Genomic DNA, 23442 nt, shown 5'->3' on the forward strand with positions numbered 1-23442 from the left:
CGCCCTCGATGCGGAAACCTCGGTGGCGCCCTCAGGGCAGCGTGACGTCGCCCATGATCCGGGTCGTGGCGCCCGGGTCGCCCACCCACACCGCCACCGCGCTGAAGTTGTCCTGCCTGGGGTGGTCGAGCGCTTCGATGTGACGCTGCATCGCGGTCAGCCACTCGTCAGGGCTGGATGCGTCGTTCAGCGTGTCAGTGATCACGGACTCCTCGAGGGAGTCCCACCAGCCGTCGCTGCACAGCAGGAAGGCATCCCCCTCCTCGATGGCCACCGGCTGCGCCAGCGTGTGAGGCTCCACCGCATCCTGGATGCCCAGCGCGGCGATCAGCTGGTTCTTCTTGGGGTGGTGCTGCGCCTGCTGCGCGGTGAGGAGGCCGGCGTCCACCATGCGCTGCACCACGCTGTCGTCGCTGGTCACGAGGTCGATCGCGCCGTTGCGCAGCCGGTAGAGCCGCGAGTCGCCCACATGCGACCACAGCGCGCGGTCGCTGCTGCCGTCGACCCACAGCACCACGATGGTGGAATGCATGCGGCTCGCGCCGTCGCCGGGCTGCTGGTGGCGCTGCACTTCGGCATGCGCCGCGAGCACCGTGTGGTGCAGATGCTCGGGAGAAAACTGCGGCTCCTCGCGGTGCATCACCTCCTCGACACAGTCCACCGCGATCTGGGAAGCCTCGGCGCCATGCGCATGCCCGCCGGCGCCGTCAGCCAGCACCGCATACCAGCCGCTGCCCACGCGACCGGCACTCAGATCGTCTTCGTTGTTCTCGCGCTTGCCGCGTTCGCTGCGTGTGGCGATGGCGATGTCGAGCATGATGGCCGCCCCTCCCTCCTCTGCCGCTTCACGCCGCGGGCGAGGCGCGGCCCGCCTTCTCGCGCTGCAACCGCTCCAGTTGCTGCTCGTAGGCAGCCAGGAAGGCCTTGCCGAACAGCGTGTGGAAGTCCTCCTGGGCTTCTTCTCGTATGGCTTCGAAATGCGTGAGGTACAGCTCCCACAGCTTGGCCTTGCGGTTCATCGGCAGCAGGCTGTCGAGCACGCTCTTGCCCACCAGCTTGGCTTCGAGCTCCGTGGGGCGGAAGCGGCCGAGCACGCCTTCCAGAGCGGCACGCGTGCCGGCCATGGTGCCGATGGCGTGGCCCACCAGGTCGTTCATCGCGTCGGTCATGGCGGCCGGCCCGCTCATGAAGCCGCGCACCGGCGGCTGCAGCATCTGCTCCAGGGCCGACTGGGCATCGGGCGAGAACTTCAGCGGGTTGTTGTTGCGCGCCTGGATGATCGTGACCTGTGCGCGCAGCTCGTGCTTGGTGGCCGCACGCACCGCCATCAGCTGCAGCGCGCCCTCGACCGCGGTGCGCATGAGCGTGCCCATCACGCGCATCAGCTCGGGGTTGAGTCCCTGCGGCGGTTCGAAGCGCAGGCCGGCGCCTTCGCAAAAGGCCCGCCACAGATCCTGTGTGTCGCCTGCCCAGGTTCCGGCCTCGGCCCCGGCGCTGGCGGGCACCGGCTCGCGGGGCGGCGGCGTCACCGGCTGGGGCATGGGCTTGGCGAATGCGGCGGGCGGCGGTGGATCGGCACTGGGCGCTGGCACCGGTGCCGGTGCGGGTGCAGGTGCGGGTGCGGCCATCCAGTCGATGCCCGTGGGCAACACCGGCGAGGCGCCCGGCGGCTCCGGCAACGGCGCCGAGCGCGCCGGCATGAATCCCGGCGGGCGGAAGGCCCCCCGCAGCTCCGGCGTATGGTCGGCGGCCGCCTGCGAAGCGCCGGCCGCGATGGGTGCAGGCGCACCGCCAAACAGCGCGAGCGGATCGGTGGGCAGCACCGATCCGCCGATCTCGTTGTGAGCGGCATCGCCGGCCCTGCCCTGCGGCGGCGAGTCGGCCAGGAAACCGGCCAGGGGATCGCCCTGCTGCGTCGGCGCCGCACCGCCCAGTCCGAACATCTCGTCGATCGACGCCGGCGCCGCGCTCGGAATGAGGTCGTCGAACGCGCCGGCGCCCGCGGGGGCCGACGACGCGGGCGGCAGCACCGGCGCGCCGGCGGGCGGCGCTGCAAAGGGGTCGAAGTCGTCCGGCAGGCGCGGCATGACCTCCCGCTGCGGTGGCGGCGCCCAGGCCGTCGAGTCCGCCGGAATGCCCGCCGGTGCGCCGAAGCCCAGGTCAGCGAACGGGTCCGATGGAGGCACCGGTGAACCTCTGGCCGCCTGTCGAGGCAGCGGCGCCGGTGTGCCCAGCAGGTCGGCGAACGGGTTGCTGCTCGACAACGGCGCCCCGAGTTCGGCGAAGGGGCTGCCCGAGGCGACCGGCGTGCGAGGCATGCTGCCGCTGCCGTGTGCCGGTGCGCCTCCCCGCTGCGGCGGCGGCGTGTGCGCATCGACCACAGCCCTGCCGCGGGTGATCGTCGAGGCTTCGCTGTCCTGATCACGCTCCTCGATGACTTCGAGCAGGTAACCGCCGATGCGCACCTGGTCGCTATGCACAAGCGGCGTGGTCTCGCCCTGCGACAACGGCTGCCCCCGCACGATGATGGGGTTGGCGCTGCCGACGTTCTTGATGAGGTAGCCGCCTTCGCCGCCGATGCTGATCTGCGCCTGCTGGCGCGAGATGTGGCGCTCGGGATCGGGCAACGCCATGGTGTTGTGGTCGGAACGCCCGATGGTGCCGCCCTTCGCGTCGAAATGCGCCGTGATCGGCTGTGTCAACGGCTGGTCGTTGAGCGATACCGCGCGCAGGGTCAGGGTCATGATGGTTTTGTCCGGCAACGTGATCCGGTAGCGCAACCATGGTGGTCTGCCGCGCAGGCCCCTTCAATGACCGAAAGTCATTTGGCGCACGCCGGGCTGGCCCGGGCGAAAACCTGCCGCTATGCGGCCCAGTGCAGCCAGGCCGAGACCAGCCCGAACAGCACCGCCAGCGTGCCCCAGGTGCGCGCGGCCGGGTCCGCACGGCGCACCCGCAACCAGCGCATGCCGGCCGCCACCGCGAAGGCGGCAGACAGCACCGGAAACAGCCAGCGCGGGTCCAAGGTTGCGCCCCGGGTCAGTTGCCGGGTGCGAGTTGCCGCTGCTGGCGCCAGGCCGGCGCGGCAATGGGAAACATCGGCGTACCTGGACGTGCCAGGCACAAGTGCTGGACGGCCACGGCCCGCTGGCGCTGGAAACCTTCCCGCAGCACTTTCGCGCAGTGTTCGGCACCCGGTACCGCCCCCATGAACACCCGCCGCTCGGCCGGCAGGTCGCCGGCATGGGCCTGCCACCACTTCTGGACCAGATCGCGGTCCGGCCACGGCAGGCTTTCGTCTTCGTCGAGCGCCACGTCGCTGTCTTCGGGGTCGTCGTTCGGGCCGTTTTGCACGCCCTCGGGCGCGGTCTTGCGCTCGAGGTCCAGTGCTGCGAGGTCCGCACCGGTGATCAGTGAAAAGGACTCGCCGGCCACGCGCGCCAGCGTGTCTTCGGTCATCAGGTCGATGAGCCACGGCACGAACTGCACATCGCCCAGCAGCCCGCAGGCCTGCACCAGCCGGCGCTTGTGTTCGAGCGAAGCAGGTGCCTCCCTGGCCATGTCGCGCACCAGCTGCCGCGCCTGGCCGAACTCTCCGGCCAGCAACAGCAGGGAGACCGCCTGCCAGGAACGTTCGCCCTTGCGCTGCGCAAAGAGCGCCAGCACGCGCAAGGACGCATCACGGTCGCCCAGCAGGCAGGCGGAACAGGCCGCGCGGAACACGAGGTCCTCGTCTTCACCGGCCAGCATGACGAGTGCGTGCTCCAGCAGATCGGTGCGGCCCAGCTCGGCCGCTGCGCGCAGGGCGCCACGGCGCACCGATGGGTCGGCATCACGCAAGGCCGCGGCGAGCACAGGCCCCGGGTCGGCCCGGTGCAGCCGGCAGGCTGCGAGGCCGACTTCGCGCCGCAGTGCATCCGGCGCACCCAGCAGCGCTCTTGCAATGCCCTGCAGTTGCCGTGCCGAAACCCAGCCGAAGGCTGACAGGAGGCCACGCTTGACATCGGGCAGCTCGGCCGTGACGGCGAGCAGACGGTCGAGCGCCCGGCTGTCGCGCTCCTCGATGGCCCGCACGGTGCATGCAAACACTTCGCCGGCGCCGGGGCTGGCCAACCCCGCCGCACAGCACTGCGTGCCATAGGTGCCGGCCACGGCCAGACCGTCGAGGTGTGCGGCAATGCGGTCGTCGAGCCGGCGCAGGTGGTGCAGCTTCACGTGCGGGGCGCGCACGAGCACCGAGCGCACGTGGCGCAGCACGGCGCTTTCTTCTGCATGCTGCTGCACTACCACGGCAATGGGCGGCCGCGAGAACACCTGCGTCGTCGAGTGCTCGGTCATGGGCTCATGCTGGTCGCAGGTTGACAGCACGGCAATGAACGAAAGTCACCTGGCCCCGGCCCCTGTGCAGCCGTGTGAACCCCAGGCCACGCAGCATGCGGCGGTCCGCTGCCCGTGCTTGTGCCCGATTCATCGTCCGATCAATAATCGTCCGCCCCTGCGGGGCTTCAGAGTCCGACGTCATGCAGCGTGTCAACCTCGTCGGCCCTTCGTATGTGACGCTGCACCGAATGCAGCGACATCCGTGATGCGAGAAGACAAACCAGCCAAGCTCATGACGAAGACGCGCCTTGCCCTGCTCCTCTGTGCCGCCGGCCTGTTGGCAGCTTGCGAAACCAAGGCGCCCGCGCCGCCCCCTTCGCCCATAGCGGGTGAATCGGGCGGAACCATCGCCAGCCCCGATCCGACGCCCACCACTGCACCGGTGCCCAGCGGGCCGGTTTCTGCGGTGGCGCAGCAGCAGGCGCAACGGCATGCGCAGACGGCCGTGGGCCTGCTCGAAGCGGGCAACGAAGAGCAGGCCAAGGCCGAACTGCAGCAGGCGCTCAATACCGATCCGAACAACAAGCTGGCGCAGAACCTGATGCGCCAGATCACCGCAGACCCGATCGCCACGCTGGGCCGCGAGTCCTTCCCGTACCAGGTGCGGCCGAATGACACGCTGTCCGGCATTGCCGGGCGCTTCCTCGGCGACATCTATTCCTTCTACATCCTGGCCCGCTACAACGGCATCCTGGTGCCGCGCCAGGTGGCGGGCGGCCAGACCATCCGCATTCCCGGCAAGCCGCGGCCCGAAGTCAGGCCCCCGCCGGCTCCCACACCGCCGCCGCCGGTAGCCGCGCCGGCACCACAGCCCCCGGCGCCCACGCCGCCGCCTGCGCCGACGCCGCCCCCCGAGCCGACGCCCGGTGAAAGGGCCATGCGTGCCGGCGAGGCCGCAGAAAAGGCCGGTGACCTGGACCGCGCCTATGGCGAGTACCGCCGGGCAGCCAGCCTCGATCAGGCCGCCGCCCCTGCCAAGGTGGAGCAGGTGCGCAAGTCGCTGGTGTCGCGCCACACCTTGCGCGCTCGCAGCGCCTTTGCGAAGCAGGACCTCGACGTCGCCATTGCAGCCTGGGACCGCGTGCTCGAACTCGACCCGAACAACGGAACGGCCAAGCTGGAGCGTCAGAAGGCCGTGGAGCTGCGCGAGCGCCTGAAGGGGCTGAAGTAACCCGTCCCTTCAGGCAACGCTCGACGCCGAAGCGGGCAGTTCGAGGGTGTGTTGCCTGTGCCTCACCTTGGCATGCAGGTAGCGCAGGTTGTCCGGGCCGGCGAACACGCCGGTCGGCACCTGGGTTGATACCTCGATACCGGCCGCGCTGAGTTGCGTTCGCTTGTCAGGGTTGTTCGACAGCAGCTTGATCCGAGGCACGTTCAGCGCCTCCAGCATGCGGGCCGCGACACCGTAGTCGCGCGCGTCCTCGTCGAAGCCGAGCATGCGATTGGCTTCGTAGGTGTCCAGCCCGCTGTCCTGCAGGCGGTAGGCATCGAGCTTGGCGAACAGGCCGATGCCACGCCCTTCCTGCCGCAGGTAGAGCAGGTAGCCGCCCTGCTCGTGCAGCCGCAGCATGGCTTCGCGCAGCTGCGGGCCGCAGTCGCATCGGGCTGAGCCGAACACGTCGCCGGTGAGACATTCGGAATGCAGGCGCACCAGCGGGGTTGCCTGTTCCTGCGGCTTGCCGAAGCGCAATGCGAAGTGCTCACGGCCATCGGCGAGGCCATGGAAGGTGATGAAGCTCGCCGTGACCGTGCGGCCATCGGCCAGCACCACCGGGACTTCGACGGCGGTGCGCACCCGCACGCCAGGCTGGGCATCGGCGGCGGAAGCAGGCTCCGTCGAGAGGAACGCGACTGCAGACATCCGTGATCTCTTCCGGTCTTGGGAATGACCGGATGTTGCCCTGCGCGGCCGGCCTCGGAAATGAAGTTCGTTGATCTCGCCCTTCAAAAAGTATGCACAGCGAGGCTGTTCAGCGTGGGTCCGGCGTGGCCGGGCGGGGCGCAGCCGTGGCGCCGGAAGGCCTGGCCGCCGCCGCGGCGCCGCCACCGTTGCCGCCGCGCAGCTCCTTCAGCAGGGCCGTCGCGCGAGCATGCGCAGCGTCGAGCCGCACGCATCGTTCGAGCGCGGCAATGGCGGAGGCCTTGTCGCGCGCGGCGAGCTTCTCACCCTTCTGGTAGTAGACCTCGGCCAGCAGCAGCCGCGCGCCGTCGTCGCGCCGGTCAGCGGCGAGGTGGCGTTCGAGCAGCTGGATGGCCGTGTCGAACTCGCCCTGCGTGGCCAGCATGGTCGCGTGCTCGAGGTCGTTGCGGTCGGCGGCAGCGGGTTGCAGCCGCCTGGGCGCGGCAGCCACTTCGCTCTCCTGCGTGGCGCGCCGAGTGAGCGTGATGCGCGAGAGCTTGCCGAGGTAGTAGCGCTTGTTGCGATCGCGCTCGATGCTGCGCAGCGCTTCCGCAGCCTGTGCATGCTCGGGCTGCACCGCCAGCACCGAAAGGTAGTGAAGCGTGGCGTTGTCTAGTTCGCCCCGCTTGTGGACCGCGGCGGCTCGCTGCATGCGTTCGGCGGCCGCGGCTTCGGCCTGCCTGCGCACCTCGGCCAGGCGTTCGCGGTATTCGGCGCTTTCGGGCCGCAGCACGGTGAGCAGCTCCCAGGCCACCGCCGCGTCAGCCAGCCGCCCCTGCCGGCCCAGGCCGGCGGCACGTTCACGCTGGCGCTGCTCGAACGCGTGCGCCGGCGCCTGGGTCACGACGGCCTGCGGCGAGGGTTCGTCCTGCGGCCCATCGGCGGGCGCCTCCGGTGGCGGCGCCGAGGCGCAGGCCACGAGCAGCGCACACGCGGGCGGCACCACAGCAAGCAGCCCGCGCCGCGCTCGCCGATGGGCTGCTGTCATGGGGCTGTTGCTCATGGCAGGCTGATCCCCCGGCTGATCTGCAGCTTGGCCTTGAAGGCTTCGAGGTCGTGGTCCCCGAAGATCATGGTCCGGCGCAACATCAGCGGCTGCGAGAAGAACGCGTTGCCCCCCGGGTTCACCGTCACCGCCAGCTGGTACTGGTTGCGCGTCAGCGCGTCGAGCACGACCTCGTTGGCATCGCCATAGGGATAGGCAAAGTGGCGCACCTGCACCGGCAGTCGCCTCTCGAGCAGCTCTCGGGGAGCGCGGGCTTCGGTGTCGATCAGCTGCCGGTAGCGGTCGTCGGTTTCACCCGGCGCGCGCTCGATGAGGTTGCGGTGGGTCTTCGAATGCGACTGGATGTCCACCAGGCCGGAGGCCGCCAGCTCCTGCATCTGTGGCCAGGTGAGCGCGTCGCCCGCGCCGATGAAGTCGGTGTAGGCGAACAGCGTGGCCGGGAAGTTGTACTTGCGCAGCAGCGGCAGGGCGTGGCGGTACACGGACTCGTAGCCGTCGTCGATGGTGATGACGACCGACCGCTTGGGCAGCGGCTGCCTGCCTTCGAGGTAGCCCACCAGCTGCGACAGGCGCACCACGTGGTAGTCGTTGCGCTTGAGCCATTCGAGCTGGGCAGCGAAGTTGGCGGACGACACCACCATCTTGTTGGCGCCCGAGCTGCTGCCGCCGAAGCGGTGGTAGCAGAGGATGGGCACGGTCTGGTATTGCTCGGCCGTCACACCCGCGGGATTGATCGGCTTGAGCGGCACCACCAGCGGCTGCCCGGCCTCGGGCCGGGTGATGTTGTTGAAATCGCCGATCACCCAGTAGCGGTCTTCGCTGCCCAGGAACCGGGCGGCGACCGAACGCAGCGTTTCATCGGACCTGGGCACGTAGATGACGAAGCGATCGCTCCTGCCGAGCACCTCGCCGGTGGCCGGTGGTGCAGCAGCCGGCGCGGCGGCGGCCCGCGGCGCCGGCGCGTCGCGGGGCGCCTCGGCCGGCGTGCCCGCACAGCCGGCCAGCACACAGGCGCCGGCCAGCCATGCCGACGCTGCTGTCGCACGACGCAGCAAGCCGTGGAATACGGCGTCGGCCATCTGCTGTGCCCTCCTCAGGTGGTCGGTTTGGAAGCGCTGCCTGGGTTGGGCTGCGCCGGGCGCCCGGCGGTCATGGGGCGGTGCGCAGGCGCCGTGGGCGGGTCGTTCAGGCGTGCCGGCGGCACCGGCGTGGGCGGCGAGCTGCTGCCCGCCCCGGCGGCCCGGTCCTGCAGCGCCTGCGCCATCTGGTCGAAGGCTGCGTACAGCAGGCCGAATTCGTCCTTGCGCTGTTCGCGGATGCGGTGGTCGAAGCGGCCCTTGGCAATCTCGCCCATGGACTCGATGACCAGCTTGATCGGCTGCGCGAACCAGTTGGCCACGAAGTACATGGCCACGGCCACCGCCAGCACGGTCACCACCACCAGCACCGCCATCAGGCCCATCGACAGCCGCGCCACATAGATGAGCGGCCGCTCCGGCAGGCCGAGAGCCACGCGGCCGACCTGCTTGTCCTGGAAGGTGATCGGCGCCTCGAACCCGAGCACGGTTTCAGCGCCGACGGCGTAGCGCGACATCGCCACCCCGTCGACCCGCTTGTTGGAGATGGCCTCGGCGGCCGGTGGCTTGTAGGCCTGCCCCAGCAGCGTGCTGTTGCTGGCCGCGCGCACGATGCCTGAGCGATCGATCACGGTCACGCTTTCGAAATCGCGTGTCTTCATGATCTCCTGCACCGCCACCTCGACCGTGACCCAGTCTTCGCCCAGCGCGGCCACCGCGTTCTGCGCGGCGATGAAGCGCGCCAGCGCGGCACCGTTGTCGGTGACCTGGTTGATCATCGCCGCGTACTGCCGCTGGTGGATCACGCCGGCCGCCAGCGCCATCACGCCGGCGACGATGAGCGCCATCATGCTGGCCCACTTCACCCGCAGCGGCACGATGCGCGGCTTGTCCTTCTGCCGCGCGGCCTCGTCGAGATCGCCGAGCACGCGCGTGAGCGCATCGGACAGCTCCTTGCCGGTCTGGAAGCGCCGGTCGGGCGACTTGGCGAGGCAGCGCTCGACCACCCGCCGCAGGGCCGAGGGCACGTCGGGGCGCAGCTTCTCGATGGGCGGCGGGTCTTCCTTGGCGATCTTCATCGCCAGCGCGACGAGGCTGTCGCCCAGGAATGGCCGCTGGCCGGTCAGCATCTGGTAGAGCACGATGCCGACCGAGAAGAGGTCGGAGCGGCCGTCGAGCTTGTCGCCCTGCGTCTGCTCGGGAGACATGTACTGCGGCGTGCCCAGCACGTCGCCCACGCGGGTGCGCTGCTCGGAGCTGGTGGACTCCATGTGCGCGATGCCGAAGTCGGTGACCTTGATGGTCTGCGTGCCCTTCAGCCGCACGATGTTGCCGGGCTTGATGTCGCGATGGACGATGCCGTGGGCATGCGCGTAGTCGAGTGCGCGCGCGAGCTGGATGCCCATGACCACCACGTCGCGAACCGGCAGCGGCTTGCCGCTTTCCATCACGTCGGACAGCGCGTCGCCGTCGAGCAGCTCCATGGCCATGTAGGGCCGGCCCTCGATCTCGCCGACGTCGTGCACGGTGACGATGTTGGGGTGCGAAAGGCCGCCGGCGGCGCGCGCCTCGCGCAGGAAGCGCGCCCGGTACTCGCCGTCTTCGCAGAGCGTGGCATGCAGGAACTTGATGGCCACGTCGCGGCCGATGCCGGGGTCGTGCGCCTTGAACACGGTGGCCATGCCGCCGCGGCCGAGCCGGTCCTGGATGACGTAGCGGCCGACCTGCCGCACCGTGAGCCCGCCCGCGCGCGCGCCGCCCGGCAGGGTTTCGCTGGAATGCCGCGCCGGCGTCTGCGGCGCTGCGGCGGGCGGCGCGCCGGTGGAATGGAGCGGCTGGGTGACCGGGCCGCTGCTGCCGGGGCCGCTGCTGCCGGCCCTGTCGGCCGCCGGGCCGGCCGGGGCCTGGGGCACCGCGCTCACCGGCACGATGCGGGTGACTTCATCGTCGTCGTCGTTGCCGGCGGGTGGGACCGGCGTGGCAACACCGGCAGAGGCGCCGCCGGGGACCTTGGCGCCGGAATTTCCTGGTGGTTGTGACATTGCGTTGAGCCCTACTCCCTGGAAAAGCCAGGCACCGCCGAACCAGACCGGATGCTGTACGCCGGCACAGGCCGGTGCAATGTCCGAAAGTCACTGACCGGCCCCGCCGGGCAGCTGCGGCCGGCGCCCCCGAAACGCGGGGAAACCCCCTAGAACATCAGGGCGCCAAAGGTCGAAGGTCATCGTGACAAACGCTCTGGTTGGAGTACCTTTTGATCGGGGCCGAAGCGAGACCATGACGACACCCGACGACAACGAACGGACCATCAGCAAGGGTTTGGTGCCGAGCTCGGGGCGCAACAGGGCGCTCGACGGGCCCGCGAACGCCTTGCCGGCGGGCACTCGCCTGGCCGAGTTCGAGGTGCTGTCCGTGATCGGCGAGGGCGGCTTCGGCATCGTCTACCTCGCCTACGACCATTCGCTCAGCCGGCAGGTCGCCATCAAGGAGTACATGCCCGCCGAGCTGGCCTCGCGCACACAGGCGTTGACCGTCTCGGTGCGTTCGGAGCGCCATGCCGAAACCTTCGCCGCAGGCCTGCGCAGCTTCATCAACGAGGCGCGCCTGCTGGCGCAGTTCGACCACCCGTCGCTGCTGAAGGTCTACCGCTTCTGGGAAGCCCACGGCACCGCCTACATGGTGATGCCCTACTACGCCGGCACGACGCTGGGCCGCACCCTCAAGCAACGCAAGGGCCCGCCCGACGAGGCCTGGCTGCGCCACCTGCTGGAGCACCTGCTCAACGCGCTGGAGCAGATGCACGAGGCGCGCTGCTACCACCGCGACATCTCGCCCGACAACATCCTCATCCAGCCCGACGGGCGCCCGCTGCTGCTCGACTTCGGCGCGGCGCGGCGTGTCATCGGCGACATGCAGCGCGCGCTCACCGTCATCCTGAAGACCGGCTACGCGCCGGTGGAACAGTACGGCGAGATGCCCGAGATGAAACAGGGCGCGTGGACCGACCTGTATGCCCTGGGCTCGGTGATGCACTACGCCATCACCGGGCAGACACCGCCGCCGGCGGTGCAGCGCTTCCTGTCCGACAAATACGTGCCGCTCGCGCAGCTGGCGGCCGCACGCTACAGCCAGGCGTTCCTGCAGGCGATCGACCGCTCGCTCGCGGTGCAGCCCCAGGACCGGCCGCAGAGTGCGGCCGAGATGCGCGCGCTGCTGGCGCTGCCGGCCCCTGCCGCCGGCCCCGCCCCAGCCCCGTGGTCACCGCCGGCCACGGCACCCGCCACAGCGGCCAGGTCGACACGCGAGCCGATGCTGGGCAATGCCTCGCCCGCCACGGCTTCGCGGCGCGAGCCTTCGTTCGCCACCTCGATGTTCACCGTCAGCGGCAGCGCGGCCGCAACCGTTGCGGCCCCCGTCGACCTTTCGCTGCCCACGCAGGCCCCGGCCACCGGGCGACCCGCCGCGTCATCGCAAGACCGCCGCGGGCGCCGCACCCTGGCGCTGGCCGGCGCCGCCGTGGCCGCCGCCGTGGCAGCCTCCGTCGGGCTGGTCTACCTGCTGGTCGAGTTCACCGCGTCACCGCCCGAAAGCAGCGCCACGGTGCGCTACCGCACCCACGATGAAGACAATGCGGCGGTCAGCACCGAAACCGCGCCGGCTCCGATCGAGTCGGCCTCCACACCGACGGCGGTGCAGACCCAGGTGGGCGGGCTGACCCCGCCCGCTTCCGGCGGCGCCGCTGAAGCGCTCGGCTCCTCAGGCACCAGCACCGCCCCCCTTGACGATCCGGCGCCGGCCGACGTGGCGGTGCAGGCAGCAGCCACACCGACGCCAGCCCCCGCAGAGCCTGCACCGGTGGTCGCACGGGTCACGCGCAGCACGGCTGCAGATCGCCGCCCCGTCACCACGAGCACGGCACGGGCGTCCCAGTCTCGCCGCTGCATCGACATCATCCAGCGCGTCTCGCTCGGTGAGCCCCTCACCACCGAAGAGAAGGACATCCTCAAACAGGAGTGCGGGCAATGAAAGCGAACCCTCTTCTTCAGCGTGCGGCCGCCATGTCGCGGCCTGACCTTGCACTGTGGGCCTCGCTGCTCCTCATCGGAGCGCTGCTTGCCGGCTGCGCCACGCCGCCCCCGCCCGCGGCCAGCACCGACGAAGTGGCCTTCGAGCAGGCGGTCGCCCAGGCCACCGACAACCTGATGGCGCAGACCCAGAAGCTGCCGGCCTTCGTGGCCAAGCTCACCGGCACGCGTGCCGTCGTCATCGACCCCATGTTCGAAAGCCCCTCGGGCCAGCAGACCGCGCTGACGCGGCAGCTTGAAGAACGCGTGACGATGCGCCTGCGCGGCAACCAGTTCGAGGTGCTGCCGTTCCAGCCGGCCAGCCTGGGCAAGGCCCAGTACCTGCTGACGGGCACGCTCACACGCGTGCAGGCCGCCGCCAAAGCCGGCGGGCGCCCGCCGTTCCAGATCGACCTCGCGCTCACCGACACGAAAAACGGCATGGTGGTGGCGCAATCGTCGTCACGCGCACGCGACGACAACCTCGACACCACGCCCACGCCCTACTACCGCGACAGCCCCATCCTCGTGAAGGACGGCGTGGTCGATGGCTACATCCGCACCAGCGCCACGCAACCCGGCAAGCCGGCCGACCCGGCGTACTTCCAGCGCGTGACCACGGCGGCCACCATCAACGAAGCCACGCAGCTGTACAACGGCGACCGCTACCAGGAAGCGCTGGACCTCTACAAGACCGTGCTCGCCACGCCCAGCGGCGAACAGATGCGCACGCTCAACGGCATCTACCTCACCTGCATGAAGCTTGGCAAGAACACGGAGGCCGAGCAGGCCTTCGGCAAGGTGGTGGCCTATGGCATTGCCAACAACAACCTGGGCGTGAAGTTCCTGTTCAAGCCCAACAGCACCGACTTCTGGCCCGACCCGAAGATCAGCGGCCCGTACCCCATCTGGTTGCGGCAGATCGCGCGCTACAGCGCCAGCGAGAAGGTCTGCATGAACGTGGTGGGCCACACCAGCCGCACGGGCAGCGAGCCCTACAACGACCGTTTGTCGGAGCAACGCGCGACGGCGATCCGTCAGAAGCTCGCCGCCGAGGCACCGGAGTTGGTGACGCGCACGAAGGCCAGCGGCGTGGGCTTCCGCGAGAACATCATCGGGACGGGGACGGATGATGCGACGGATGCGCTGGATCGGAGGGTGGAGTTCAAGATTGTGGGGTGTTGAGGACTGACACGACCGTCCTGCTCATGGGGCGAAGTCTGCGACTCGCCGTGTTAAGGGTTGTCGGTCCGCGCAAGTCGCTGCAGGTCTTTTGCTGGCTGAGACCGTGCTGGCGCCTCGGGGTCGAGCACGTCGATAGACAGTCGTTCTCCGAGCGGAAGCGCCTTGCTTGTCGAGCCCACTGACCAACCGCTGCACAACTACGTCGCGCCAGCGCATGAAGGCATCGGGCGAAGGCAAGACGTGCAGAGCTACCTGTTCGGCTATCGCCGCGTCGCTTTGCGCGTTGCCTCCGTCAAACCCGTAGAGCACATTGAGCACTGTTGTCAACGCAAGGCACACCGGCCCGTCTACCAAGACTTCCTGAGGATGATCATCCAACAACATGTAGGCGGCATCTAGCTCAAAGGCCCAGCAGGCGACTCGAGAGGTGAGCATGTTGTCGTAGATGCCTCGCCGCGGCACACCGCCGAGCACCGAGAAGGCGTGGTTGTGCGCGTCGAACAGCATCTCGTGGGTCTGCAGCAGGTAGGCGCGCAGCAGGAACGCCCGGCAGTGGCTGAGCTTGAAGTGCGCCACCTGCAGCTTGGTGCGCTCCCCAGCAATGACCGCCCAGTCCTCGCTCCAGTCGAACTGGAAGGCTTCTCCGGCGCTGAACGCCAGCGGCACGAAGGTGCCGCGCCCGCTGGTCTGTTCGGCCTCGTGGCGCTTTGCCGTCCACGCGCGCGCGAACGCGGCCACGCGGTTGTAGGAGGCGTCAAAGCCAGTGCCACCAGGTCGGCGTGCATCTGCTTGAGTGTGCGCCGCTGCTTGCGCGACTCCGTCGCCTCAGTCTTGAGACAGCCCGAGAGCTTGTCGGCATACGCGTCGAGCTTGCTCGGGCTCACGCGCTTGGCGTAGCGTGGCCCGGCCACTTCGGCGCGCAGGTACTTCTTGATGGTGTTCCGAGACAGGCCGGTGCGCTGGGCTATCTTGCGGATGGACAGCTGCTCTCGCAGTGCCCACCGCCGGATGACACTCAGTGTCGCCACGTCAATCACTCCTCTTGCTGTCTGCCACTCAAAGCAGCAGGTTAGGGTTCTTGCGTGGGTCAGTTCCGGATGGAAATCACAGCGTCATGCCGTCTTCTTCCAGACCCCAGGCGCGATGAGGCTCACGCGAGCCAAGCGGTTTTCCACCGTGCTGTAGAAGATGCGAAGCGAGAAGTCCGGTTCGTGCCACAGCGCAATGCCGCTGTATGGATCGTCGAGGCGCTCGTCAGGGGCCCGGCCCAGTTTGCGCTCGGCGGTTTCTGGCGAATCCTCGAAGCTCAGGTCGAATGGCAGGCCGCCCCGCCAAGCGCGTGCACCAAGTTCGCGCTCTCGGCAGAAAGTCATGCCGATGAGCAAGGCCTCTTGCAGCGTGCCGCCGCGTGCCGGTTGCGGTGCCGTGAACTCGACCATGAGGCCGTACGGATCGCACAGGTCGCAGGTGCTCGTCTCGCGGATCTGCGCCAGGTGGTCTTGGAGCCCGAAGGGACCGAGCGTCTGGTCCACAGCAGGGTCGCTCAAGGGGAGGCCCAGCAAGGCGACGAGGCTGTCGATGGACGGTGGCGCAGCCAGCGCATAGCCGAGCGGCGGCAATGGAGGTTCCATCAACTCGCACAGAACGCAGGCTATGCAGCTGCCCCCTGCGGCATAGCTCACGATCACTAGGTTCCCCTGCACGTCCCACGTGTCGCGCACGTAGGAATGGCGGTTGGACCCGATCGCATCCATCTTCCGGCGGACCGTGGCGCGGTCGTCAGTGAGCTTGAGGCCGAATGGCAGCGGGCAGGGGTAGGGGCGCACATTGGGGTGCTGCCCGTACAGGTAGAGCTGCGTCAGCAGCATGGGCCGCTTGCCGAACTCTGTTTCGTCGAGGCCGAGCCAGGCGGCCTCGTCATCGAACCCGAACTCGATGCCGCGGCGCGAATTCTTCACCCAGGACTGCGTTTCGACGACGGGCCCGTCGGCGTCTTCCTCATCGATTTCGACTTCCGGCCGATTGCGAACGGCATGGTGCTGCAGCGCACCTTCGACGAGAGGGTCGGTGGCTGGACGCCCCAGCAGCGCAATCAGGTCGTTCGGGTTCATCGGCGGTGTGCAGGCTCAGCTTCCCACCCGCGGCAGGGTGAGGGCCAAGGTCTGGAACTTCAGGTCTTGGGTGTAGGTCACGTTCACCTCCAGGCCGTCGCGCAGCCATATGTCGGCCGGAACGTCGTCGATGATGGTCGATGGTTCACCCAGCACACGCCGCACATCGGCCTGGGTCATGCCTGCAGATAGTCCGAGGGGAAGGCTTCCCTGGTAGCCGCCCTTCGGCTTGCCAGGGCTGAGGGCCGCTTCAACCGAGGTCAAGAGCAGCGGACCTTCGCCGATGTCTTGATCCGTTAAGTCGTTTTGATAGGCCTCGTCGGTCATCTCCAGCCACAGGTGCTGGCCCTTGAGTTCGAAGATGACGCTGGGATCGTCCTTGTCCCGCTTTGGAAGCTTCTTCACGCCGGCTGCGGCCAACGCAGCCTTGACTTGCGGGTCGTCCTGGCTTTTGCCGAGGAGTTCGATCCACATTCCCATGCTCATTTGATGTTCTCCCGATGATGATGACGGTTCGCGGCGACGGCGTTAGCGCCCGCGCGCGGCGTGGCTCACTTGCACTGCTTGGGGTCCAGCGCCTTGGCTCGGCATTCCTTGAAATGCTTGTCCGGCAGTTGGGCCTTGATCTTCTCTCTTGCTTCTTTGTACTTCTTCTTGCACTCTTCGGAAAGGTGAGGCTCGATGGCATCGAAGTCGTCATCGGCCGCCTTGTCCAGATTCGCAACGTCGTTCTTGATCCGTGTCTGGCCACCCTTGCCGCCATAGGTGCGGCTGTGCTTTCTGTGAACGCCTCCTGGGATGGCCACTGTCAGCGCATCCATTTTGACGAACCTTCTGAAGCACTTGCGCTGCTTCTTGGTCAGGCCCTTGGCGTGCGGTTCCGAGGCCGCAAGCATCGACGCGGTGGCCGGCACGTGATCGCGGTTCTGCTTGTTGGTCTTCTGCTTGCCTTGCTCGCGGTAGGTGGCGACGTCGCCGCATTTCAGCGGGCCGGTGTTGGGCGTCTGCTTTTCACCCGCCGAGGTCAGTGTGTTGTCAGCCATTGTTGGTCATGGCATCGCCGAGAAGCTGGATGTTCTTGCCTTCGGCCTTCACATCCATCGAACCCGGTGCTACGAACTTGGTCTTACCCTGCGTCTGGGCAGACACGACTCCGCCGCCAGTTCCCTGGCTCGCCACGTCGGGCGAAGGCTGGCTCATGAAGTACGAGCCCTTGATGGCGATCTTCTTGCCTTCGATCTTGACCGTCGATGTGGCATCGCTGAGTCGGTCACGAGATTGGCCGATGTTTGGCAGCGGCGTCGGAATGAAGGGCGCGGGCGGGCCTGGCATCTTGCAGATGTTCGGGATGTCTGCGGGCGCCATGCCCATGCTGCCCTCGGTCACCGGTGTCTTGGGCGGGTTCACCCCGACGCTCATCATTTGGAATGTCTCCCTGCGGTCTTAGATTTCGAGCGCGATGGCCGAGCGGTAGCCGCTGTCTGAGCCGGCCCACAGCAGCAGGTGGTGGCCCTTGGCATGCCCACGCAACTTGGATGCAACGGCCAGCGTCACGAACAGCGGCCCGGATGCCGCACCCACATCGCCCCAGCAGTCGGCCGGCGACACGTAGTCGTGGGCGTCGCGGAATGCGTCCTGGGTGCGAAGCATTGCGAAAGCGAACTCTTCATTGCGGAAGCGCTCGCCGTTCAGGTCGCAGTAGGTGAGGGTGATCTGTTCCTGAGGCAGCTTGAGGTTTTGCGTGACAGTGGCAATGACGGCGGTCAGGCCCTCACCGAGGCTGGGCTCGTTTGAGCGCAAAGGGTTCGGCTCCAAGGCGGTGGCACCCGAGTGAATGCGCGCAAGTGCGGGCCGGCCGGTGCGTTGCACAACGCTTTGCCGCACGAGCAGGCAGGCGCCGGCTGCTTCACCGGGCGCGAAGCCGCCGCGGATGTCTTGGGTCTTGAGCCGGTGATGGATCTCAAGCGATCGGATGGTCTGTTCGTCGTGGTAGGAGTCGACACCGATCACCAGCACGGCCTGGTACTGGGCCTGGGCCAGCCACCGCGCGCCGGCCTGCAGCGCCAGGAGGCCGCCCGCATGCCCGCGTGGCAGGACACGTATCGCCTGCGTCGGCAGACCGAGGTCGGCCGCCACGGCGGCAGACAGCTGCGCTTCGAGGTCGACAGGCAGGCCGGCTCGTGGCTCCGGCAGGGCCAGCACACAACAGTCGGGAACGATCCGCCCCCCCGAGTTCGTCGGGCCTAATGCTTCACTGGCAGCCGCCCGCAGCATGTCGAGCATGCGCTGCTTGATCGCGACATCGGGGTCGATGAAGGGGTCTGCCGCAAACTGCACCACCTCTCCGGAGTTGTCGACGAAGAGGGGGTTGAGCGCGAGGCCTGAGATGCCGCCGCGCACCGCAGCCGCCGTGGCAGGCGCGCTGGCACCGATGGCGGTGCGGGCCCCGATGCCGACGACCATGATCTGCTCCGAGCCGTCGCACGCCCAGGCGGACACCTTGATGGCCGGGTTCATGGCTGCGCTTCCATCATGCGGCCCGCTTCTCGACCACCAGCGTTTCGTCGAGCTCGTCGGCGCGCCGATTGCAGATGAGCGAGGTCTGCCAGGCGAGCACCAGGCGGGCGGCATTCGGCTCGATGATGACGGTGCACAACTGGCCTTCGTGGTCCACACGCTTGCTCCCGAAGCGTGTGCGAAAGCCGAACTTCACCTTGGGAATGTCGAAGGCGAGGACACCCGACTCCGACATTCCGTTCACCTCGACGTGCTCTCCGCCCTCAAGGTAGCCGTCAGCCTGTTGGTCCGCGGGAGCGCAGTTGCCGTAGCGGGGGTTGAAGTCGGCGGCCCACAGCGGGAAGCGTGTCTTGCGCCATTGCTCGTCATATGTGCCGGCAAGCTCGCGTCGAGGCGACCAGGCGCAATCGATGGCGTTGAAGCCGGCCGGCGCCGGACGGTCTTTCCAGTTGCCGATCAAGTCGCCGGGGTATTCAATGTTGGGTAGCCGCGTGCCTTCGCAGTTTTCTGCGCGGACGGCGAATCCGGTGCCCACAGGGTTGCGTTCATCAAGGCGGTGATCCTTGGGGTCTGAAGACGAGCGGTCCCATCCACCATAGGCGCGTTCGTAGGTGATGGGCATACGCTCGAACGGCTCGGGGTCGGAGATCTTCAAACCGAGCACATGCCGTTTCCAGGTGCGGTCTCCGGTGACCCGCAAGCGCTTGTGGATAGATCCGGTGCGCAACGCGACGTCGACCGACGTGGCCAGCCTGCCGCGCGGAACGATGGCATCGCCACACACAAGGATGTCAGTGGCGGGCTTCAACGCGAACAGGTCCGACTCGTACTGCAAGCTGCTTTGCCCGAACTCGCTGTACGGCTGGGCGATCTGCCGCACCGGGTCGTTCTTTGCGGCGAGGCGGCAACTGCCATCGGGTTGGATGTCGAACGTCGCCTTCACGACCACCAGCCAGAGCTTGTTGCCGGCCCCGTCTCGCAGCCAGCCATAGTCGGCTGCAAACGGTGTTTGATTTGCAATGAGCCACATGGCCGACGGGCGCGATCAGTTGAGCTGGATTGAGCCGCCCTTGATGCGGTTCACACCAGTCGAGCGGCTGAGCACATACGAACCTTCGAGCAGCACCTTGCCGGCCTTCGTGAGCGTGATGCTGGCCTTGCCACAGCGCAGTACCAGTTGCTCCTTTGCGCTCACCACCATGCGTTCGCCGTCGGCCGTCACTTCGACCTGAGGCGGCCTTTCAGCCAGCGGCCAGGCGGCTTCGCCCTGCAGCACACCCATCACGATGGGCCGGGCCGGATCACCGTGTTCGAACATCAGCACGACTTGCCGCCCGATGTGGGCGGCGTGCAGGTCGATCACCGTCCGCGCACGGCAGGCAGCCGCGTCGGGCACCGATGGATCGACAACCAGCGGCGTACGCCCGTCGTCGGCCAGAGCCACCAGTTCACCCATCGCCACGCCGTTGCCGGCTCTGCCGCCAAACGCAGCGTTGTCGCGCTGCGGGGTTTGCACGAGTTGGCGCAGCAAGGCAACGCTGTCGTCGGCCGCCTCGATGACTTGCGGCGCACCGCCGGCATCTGGACCTTCGAGTCTTCCACCCATGAGTTGCCCTCGTTCAGTTCTGCAAGACCTTCGAACCCTTGATCACCACGTTGCTGCTCGCCTTCACGTTGATCTTTCCCGAGCCATCAATCGTGATGTCTTTGCCCTTGATCGTTATCGTCCCGTCCTTCTTCATCGTGATGCTGGCGCTGCCGGTCTTGATGGTCACGGAGTCGCCGGCATCGATGACGAGGTTCTTGCCGACTTTCAGGCTGTCGTCCTGCCCCACGTCCGCACTGCGCGCCTTGCCCACCTTGGTGGTCTGCCCGCCGCCCACGCTGACGCTGCGATCCGCGCCCACGTCGAGGCTCTGCTTCGCCCCCACGCTGGTGGACTGGTTTGCGCCCACGGTGATGCTCTGAGCCGCACCCACCGCGATGGTCTGTGCTGCGCCGATGGCCACTTCCTGCGCCGCGCCGATCGCGATGGTTTCGTTCACCCCCACGCTGTGCGTGCGCTGCAGCGCCACGGTGGCGGTTTCGCTCGCACCCACCGTGATGGAGCGGTTGCTGGCGATGTTGATGGTTTCGTTGGCGCCCACGCTTTCCGTGCGGTTGGCGCCGATCGTGATGTCTTCATTGGCGCCCACGCTTTCGGTGCGGTTCACACCGATCGTGATGCTTTCGTTGTTGCCGACGCTTTCGGTGCGGTCCACGCCTACGGTGACGGTCTCGTTGTTGTCGATCGTCTTCTTGCGGTCGTGCTTGACGTGTTCGGTCTCGTCGTTGTCGATCGTCTTGGTGCGGTCATGCCCGACCCAGTGCGTCTCGTCGTTTTCGACTTCGATGTCCTGGTTCTTCTCGGCGTGGATCCACAGCTGCTCCGCGCCCTTCTTGTCCTCGAAGCGGATCGCATTGGCGTTGGCGGCAGCCCCGCCGGTGGTCGAACGTGTGAGCACGCCGCTTTGGGTCTTGTTGTCGGGCAGGCCCCACGGCGGCATCTGCTCGGCGTTGTAGACGCGTCCGGTGATGATGGGCTGGTCGGGGTCGCCTTCCAGGAAGTCGACCACGACCTCCTGGCCGATGCGCGGGATCTGCATGAAGCCCCAGTTCTTGCCGGCCCAGGGCTGCGACACGCGCACCCAGCAGGAGCTGTTCTCGTCCTGCTTGCCCAGCCGGTCCCAATGGAACTGCACCTTCACGCGGCCGTACTCGTCGGTGTAGATCTCGTCGCCCTTGGGTCCCACCACCACGGCGGTCTGCGGCCCCTGCACGATGGGCTTGGGCGTCAGGCGTTGCGAGCGGAAAGGCTCGCGGCTGGGCAGCGCGGTGAAGTTGCAGCGAAAGCGCGGCCCGCTGGACATCTGCGACTCGTATTCGTCGAACTCGAACTCCGTGCTGGCGGAGACGACCAGGTATTCGCGGTTCTGGTCTTCACGCGTCTGGCCGGTCAGCTTGAACAGGCAGCCGGCCGCGATGCCGCGTGCGTTGCCCGCACCCATGGCACGCTCGTGGCAGCACTGCAGTTCTTCGAGCCGCGTGCGAACGTAATGCTCGCCGTCGGCGTTGACGTTGTATTCGCCGGGGTAGTCGTAGAACTCGCCTGCCGCCTCGGCATGCTCGCGCTTGTGCTTGGTGGACACGCGCAGGTCGGTGCTCGGCTTGGTGAAGTCGTAGTCCTCGAGCATGTAGGCGCCAGTCTGGATCTCGCGGTCGAACAGCCAGTCGCCCACGTACTCCTGATCGAGCCGGCCGCCGCGGTCGTGCGGGATGAACGGCACGCTGCCATAGCCCTCGAACGGAGAATGGGCGCTCGGGCTGTCGGCCAGCACCAGCGTATGCTTGCCGTCCTTGTGCTCGAAGAAGTAGTAGATGCCCTCGTGCTCCATCAGGCGGCTCACGAAGTTGAAGTCGGTCTCGCGGTACTGCACGCAGTAGTCCCACTCGCTGTAGCTTCCGGTCAGGCGGTTCTCGAAGGCGGCCGCGGGGTACTTGTCGAAGATCTCCTTCACGATGTCGGGCACCTTCTTCTTCTGGAAGATGCGGCAGTCGCTCGTGCGGGTGAGCAGCCAGAGCCAGGGCCGCGCGGTGAAGCGATAGCGGAAGTAGCGGCCGGTCACGCCCACGAGGCCGAAGCGCGTCACGTAGCCGTCGAAGCAGCGCGGCCCGCCGCCTTCCGCCAGCTCCAGCTTCACCGTGACGTTCTTGCCGAGGATCTCGTCGGGGTTGACGTCGTTCTTCTTCGAGAGCACCTCGATCTGGTACTCGAACAGGCGGCCCATCTCCTCGGTCGCGCTCATCGAGCGGAACAGCAGCACGTCGGCGCCCAGAGGGGTGGCGATCTCCATCACGCGTGGCATGGTGGGCTCCCTCCTTCGATGTGATGGTCTCGCGCTCGCATGCTCAGGCCTCCTTCGCGGCCAGCAGGGCCTTGAGCCTGACCCAGTCGGCCCGGGCGGCGCTCGCGCCGCGAACCGCGCGCATCGCGCGGCCCATGGCCTTGCGCACGGCGCCCTGCCCGGCGCGCTCGCGGATCTGCGCTTCGATCCAGTCGATGTCGAAGCCCTGCCACTCGCCCGCCGGCACGTTCAGGTTGCCTGCCAGCAGGGGCTCCAGCTCCTCGGTGAAGACGTGCTCCAGCTCATCGCGGCGCAGGCCGGTGCCCGTCACCACCTGGGCGATGCGCGCCAGGTCGCGCTCGTCGAGCTCGGTGTCGAGGAACAGCTCCGACAACGCCGCGCGTGCTGCTCGCAGGCGCGCGCCGGCGTGGGTGTCGTCGTTGGTGTCGTTCAAAAGCCTTCTCCCAGCCAGTCGGCGAACTCGCGCAACTGTTCGTCGTAGAGGTCTGCGGCCGTGCTGCCGGCCAGCGCCCCCATGATGCCCCCCACGATGAACAGCGCCGTGCTGCACACCGGCGCACCCGGTCCGCACACCAGCCCGGTGGCGGCCCCGGCCAGCGCCCCGCCGGCCGCCCCGCCGCCCAGCACCAGGCCCTCGCGCAGGCCGGCATGCACCTTGTTCTCGGCCGTCCAGATGTTGTAGGTCGACACGGCCACGGTGAACACCAGGCAGCCGCGGCCCACCAGACGCCAGCGCGGAATGCTCGAGGTGACGCTCGCTCGCGAGCGCCCGGCCGACTCGATGATGCTTTCGAACACCTGGCGCCGCTCCACCACGCTGAGCTGGGCGAAGGTGCGCCCGGGGAATAGCTTGGCCACCTTTTCGTCCACCAGCGCAGCCAGCGGCTTGCCGGCCGCCTTGAGGCGCTCCGCCTGCGCACGTCCCATCACGCTGCTCTGCAGCCTGGCCTCTTCCATGATGGCGTTGCGCATTTCCACCGCGAAACGGGCGCCTTCCTGCGCGGTGGCGCGGCCGGCACGCACATCGGCCAGCACCTGCTGGGCCATCTGCCCGATCTTGCGCACGTAGTTCTCGCGCACGCCGGCATCGTTGATGAAGGCCCGCCCGAAATTGAGCGCCGTGGCCTCCATCGCCGCGAGCGCCTGCCGCAACGCGTCGAATTCCTGCACCCGGCTCGCCGGCGAGCCTACGGATCCCGGCATCGCGCTGGGCTGCAGGCACAGGCTGCCGTCGGGCAGCGGCGCGGTCGGCCGCGTCTGCACGCAGGTGACTCCGGGTGCGCCGCCGCCCGCCATGG

Annotated in this window: 21 protein-coding genes and 1 pseudogene; 3 read left to right on the forward strand and 19 right to left on the reverse strand. The window is 68.0% G+C overall.

Features of this window, described 5'->3' with window-relative positions; translation table 11 throughout:
• Positions 1 to 31 precede the first annotated feature (31 nt).
• From E8D38_RS10715 to E8D38_RS10725, 4 genes are all read right to left on the reverse strand, one after another.
• Positions 32 to 817 (reverse strand): PP2C family protein-serine/threonine phosphatase, encoded by a 786-nt coding sequence (locus E8D38_RS10715; protein WP_140629062.1) that lies wholly within the window; start codon positions 815 to 817, stop codon positions 32 to 34.
• A gap of 28 nt (positions 818 to 845) precedes the next feature.
• Positions 846 to 2744 (reverse strand): type VI secretion system-associated FHA domain protein TagH, encoded by a 1899-nt coding sequence (gene tagH, locus E8D38_RS10720; RefSeq protein ID WP_140629065.1) that lies wholly within the window; start codon positions 2742 to 2744, stop codon positions 846 to 848.
• A 119-nt stretch (positions 2745 to 2863) separates the two neighbouring features.
• Entirely contained in the window at positions 2864 to 3025 is a 162-nt protein-coding gene (locus E8D38_RS28265) for a hypothetical protein (RefSeq protein ID WP_181179045.1), read from the reverse strand.
• A 14-nt stretch (positions 3026 to 3039) separates the two neighbouring features.
• Entirely contained in the window at positions 3040 to 4338 is a 1299-nt protein-coding gene (locus E8D38_RS10725) for a TIGR02270 family protein (protein ID WP_246099431.1), read from the reverse strand.
• A gap of 274 nt (positions 4339 to 4612) precedes the next feature.
• Between E8D38_RS10725 and E8D38_RS10730 the strand changes: the two genes are divergently transcribed.
• On the forward strand, positions 4613 to 5551 hold the full coding sequence (locus tag E8D38_RS10730) for a LysM peptidoglycan-binding domain-containing protein (protein ID WP_181179047.1): 939 nt from the start codon (positions 4613 to 4615) through the stop codon (positions 5549 to 5551).
• A gap of 9 nt (positions 5552 to 5560) precedes the next feature.
• On the opposite strand, the gene E8D38_RS10735 is transcribed toward E8D38_RS10730, so the two are convergent.
• The 4 genes from E8D38_RS10735 to E8D38_RS10750 form a co-directional block, all read right to left on the reverse strand.
• Positions 5561 to 6241: a GTP cyclohydrolase II gene (locus E8D38_RS10735; protein ID WP_140629071.1), complete on the reverse strand. Its 681-nt coding sequence runs from the start codon at positions 6239 to 6241 to the stop codon at positions 5561 to 5563.
• Between the two features lie 109 nt (positions 6242 to 6350).
• Positions 6351 to 7268, reverse strand: a complete 918-nt coding sequence (locus tag E8D38_RS10740) for a tetratricopeptide repeat protein (protein ID WP_140629074.1) — start codon at positions 7266 to 7268, stop codon at positions 6351 to 6353.
• Between the two features lie 11 nt (positions 7269 to 7279).
• The gene (locus E8D38_RS10745; protein WP_140629076.1) at positions 7280 to 8365 is read right to left on the reverse strand and encodes a polysaccharide deacetylase family protein; all 1086 of its coding nucleotides are present in this window, start codon (positions 8363 to 8365) and stop codon (positions 7280 to 7282) included.
• Positions 8366 to 8379: 14 nt separating this feature from the next.
• On the reverse strand, positions 8380 to 10404 hold the full coding sequence (locus E8D38_RS10750) for a protein kinase domain-containing protein (RefSeq protein ID WP_140629078.1): 2025 nt from the start codon (positions 10402 to 10404) through the stop codon (positions 8380 to 8382).
• 235 nt (positions 10405 to 10639) lie between these two features.
• On the opposite strand from E8D38_RS10750, the gene E8D38_RS10755 reads away from it, so the two are divergent.
• Positions 10640 to 12388 (forward strand): serine/threonine protein kinase, encoded by a 1749-nt coding sequence (locus E8D38_RS10755; RefSeq protein WP_140629080.1) that lies wholly within the window; start codon positions 10640 to 10642, stop codon positions 12386 to 12388.
• On the forward strand, positions 12385 to 13611 hold the full coding sequence (locus E8D38_RS10760; protein ID WP_246099432.1) for an OmpA family protein: 1227 nt from the start codon (positions 12385 to 12387) through the stop codon (positions 13609 to 13611). The genes E8D38_RS10755 and E8D38_RS10760 overlap by 4 nt, the downstream gene beginning before the upstream one ends.
• 423 nt (positions 13612 to 14034) lie before the next feature.
• On the opposite strand, the pseudogene istA reads toward E8D38_RS10760, so the two are convergent.
• From istA to E8D38_RS10815, 11 genes and pseudogenes are all read right to left on the reverse strand, one after another.
• Positions 14035 to 14648, reverse strand: a pseudogene (istA, locus tag E8D38_RS10765) (IS21 family transposase); the annotation flags it as partial.
• Between the two features lie 75 nt (positions 14649 to 14723).
• On the reverse strand, positions 14724 to 15722 hold the full coding sequence (locus tag E8D38_RS10770; protein ID WP_140629083.1) for a hypothetical protein: 999 nt from the start codon (positions 15720 to 15722) through the stop codon (positions 14724 to 14726).
• Positions 15723 to 15737: 15 nt separating this feature from the next.
• Positions 15738 to 16196: a hypothetical protein gene (locus E8D38_RS10775; RefSeq protein ID WP_140629085.1), complete on the reverse strand. Its 459-nt coding sequence runs from the start codon at positions 16194 to 16196 to the stop codon at positions 15738 to 15740.
• Between the two features lie 77 nt (positions 16197 to 16273).
• The gene (locus tag E8D38_RS10780; protein ID WP_140629087.1) at positions 16274 to 16765 is read right to left on the reverse strand and encodes a hypothetical protein; all 492 of its coding nucleotides are present in this window, start codon (positions 16763 to 16765) and stop codon (positions 16274 to 16276) included.
• Positions 16758 to 17129 (reverse strand): PAAR-like domain-containing protein, encoded by a 372-nt coding sequence (locus tag E8D38_RS10785; protein WP_219851711.1) that lies wholly within the window; start codon positions 17127 to 17129, stop codon positions 16758 to 16760. Before E8D38_RS10785 ends, E8D38_RS10780 begins: the two co-directional genes overlap by 8 nt.
• A 36-nt stretch (positions 17130 to 17165) precedes the next feature.
• The gene (locus E8D38_RS10790; protein ID WP_140629093.1) at positions 17166 to 18239 is read right to left on the reverse strand and encodes a hypothetical protein; all 1074 of its coding nucleotides are present in this window, start codon (positions 18237 to 18239) and stop codon (positions 17166 to 17168) included.
• A 13-nt stretch (positions 18240 to 18252) separates the two neighbouring features.
• The gene (locus E8D38_RS10795; RefSeq protein WP_140629096.1) at positions 18253 to 19269 is read right to left on the reverse strand and encodes a DUF2169 family type VI secretion system accessory protein; all 1017 of its coding nucleotides are present in this window, start codon (positions 19267 to 19269) and stop codon (positions 18253 to 18255) included.
• A gap of 15 nt (positions 19270 to 19284) precedes the next feature.
• The gene (locus tag E8D38_RS10800) at positions 19285 to 19845 is read right to left on the reverse strand and encodes a DUF6484 domain-containing protein (RefSeq protein WP_219851713.1); all 561 of its coding nucleotides are present in this window, start codon (positions 19843 to 19845) and stop codon (positions 19285 to 19287) included.
• A 13-nt stretch (positions 19846 to 19858) separates the two neighbouring features.
• Positions 19859 to 22144 (reverse strand): type VI secretion system Vgr family protein, encoded by a 2286-nt coding sequence (locus E8D38_RS10805; RefSeq protein ID WP_140629099.1) that lies wholly within the window; start codon positions 22142 to 22144, stop codon positions 19859 to 19861.
• 43 nt (positions 22145 to 22187) lie between these two features.
• Positions 22188 to 22577, reverse strand: a complete 390-nt coding sequence (locus E8D38_RS10810) for a DUF7079 family protein (protein WP_140629102.1) — start codon at positions 22575 to 22577, stop codon at positions 22188 to 22190.
• The gene (locus tag E8D38_RS10815; RefSeq protein ID WP_140629105.1) at positions 22574 to 23440 is read right to left on the reverse strand and encodes a hypothetical protein; all 867 of its coding nucleotides are present in this window, start codon (positions 23438 to 23440) and stop codon (positions 22574 to 22576) included. The genes E8D38_RS10810 and E8D38_RS10815 overlap by 4 nt, the downstream gene beginning before the upstream one ends.
• Positions 23441 to 23442 lie beyond the last annotated feature (2 nt).

It is taken from the genome of Methylibium rhizosphaerae (assembly GCF_006386545.1).
GTDB lineage: Bacteria > Pseudomonadota > Gammaproteobacteria > Burkholderiales > Burkholderiaceae_C > Pseudorivibacter > Pseudorivibacter rhizosphaerae.

Bases quoted from the DNA above. Each gene is read 5' to 3' on its own strand.
- E8D38_RS10715 (WP_140629062.1), bottom strand. From the start codon at position 817: ATGCTCGACATCGCCATCGCCACACGCAGCGAACGCGGCAAGCGCGAG.
- tagH (WP_140629065.1), bottom strand. From the start codon at position 2,744: ATGACCCTGACCCTGCGCGCGGTATCGCTCAACGACCAGCCGTTGACA.
- E8D38_RS10725 (WP_246099431.1), bottom strand. From the start codon at position 4,338: ATGACCGAGCACTCGACGACGCAGGTGTTCTCGCGGCCGCCCATTGCC.
- E8D38_RS10730 (WP_181179047.1), top strand. From the start codon at position 4,613: ATGACGAAGACGCGCCTTGCCCTGCTCCTCTGTGCCGCCGGCCTGTTG.
- E8D38_RS10735 (WP_140629071.1), bottom strand. From the start codon at position 6,241: ATGTCTGCAGTCGCGTTCCTCTCGACGGAGCCTGCTTCCGCCGCCGAT.
- E8D38_RS10740 (WP_140629074.1), bottom strand. From the start codon at position 7,268: ATGACAGCAGCCCATCGGCGAGCGCGGCGCGGGCTGCTTGCTGTGGTG.
- E8D38_RS10745 (WP_140629076.1), bottom strand. From the start codon at position 8,365: ATGGCCGACGCCGTATTCCACGGCTTGCTGCGTCGTGCGACAGCAGCG.
- E8D38_RS10750 (WP_140629078.1), bottom strand. From the start codon at position 10,404: ATGTCACAACCACCAGGAAATTCCGGCGCCAAGGTCCCCGGCGGCGCC.
- E8D38_RS10755 (WP_140629080.1), top strand. From the start codon at position 10,640: ATGACGACACCCGACGACAACGAACGGACCATCAGCAAGGGTTTGGTG.
- E8D38_RS10760 (WP_246099432.1), top strand. From the start codon at position 12,385: ATGAAAGCGAACCCTCTTCTTCAGCGTGCGGCCGCCATGTCGCGGCCT.
- E8D38_RS10770 (WP_140629083.1), bottom strand. From the start codon at position 15,722: ATGAACCCGAACGACCTGATTGCGCTGCTGGGGCGTCCAGCCACCGAC.
- E8D38_RS10775 (WP_140629085.1), bottom strand. From the start codon at position 16,196: ATGTGGATCGAACTCCTCGGCAAAAGCCAGGACGACCCGCAAGTCAAG.
- E8D38_RS10780 (WP_140629087.1), bottom strand. From the start codon at position 16,765: ATGGCTGACAACACACTGACCTCGGCGGGTGAAAAGCAGACGCCCAAC.
- E8D38_RS10790 (WP_140629093.1), bottom strand. From the start codon at position 18,239: ATGAACCCGGCCATCAAGGTGTCCGCCTGGGCGTGCGACGGCTCGGAG.
- E8D38_RS10795 (WP_140629096.1), bottom strand. From the start codon at position 19,269: ATGTGGCTCATTGCAAATCAAACACCGTTTGCAGCCGACTATGGCTGG.
- E8D38_RS10800 (WP_219851713.1), bottom strand. From the start codon at position 19,845: ATGGGTGGAAGACTCGAAGGTCCAGATGCCGGCGGTGCGCCGCAAGTC.
- E8D38_RS10805 (WP_140629099.1), bottom strand. From the start codon at position 22,144: ATGCCACGCGTGATGGAGATCGCCACCCCTCTGGGCGCCGACGTGCTG.
- E8D38_RS10815 (WP_140629105.1), bottom strand. From the start codon at position 23,440: ATGGCGGGCGGCGGCGCACCCGGAGTCACCTGCGTGCAGACGCGGCCG.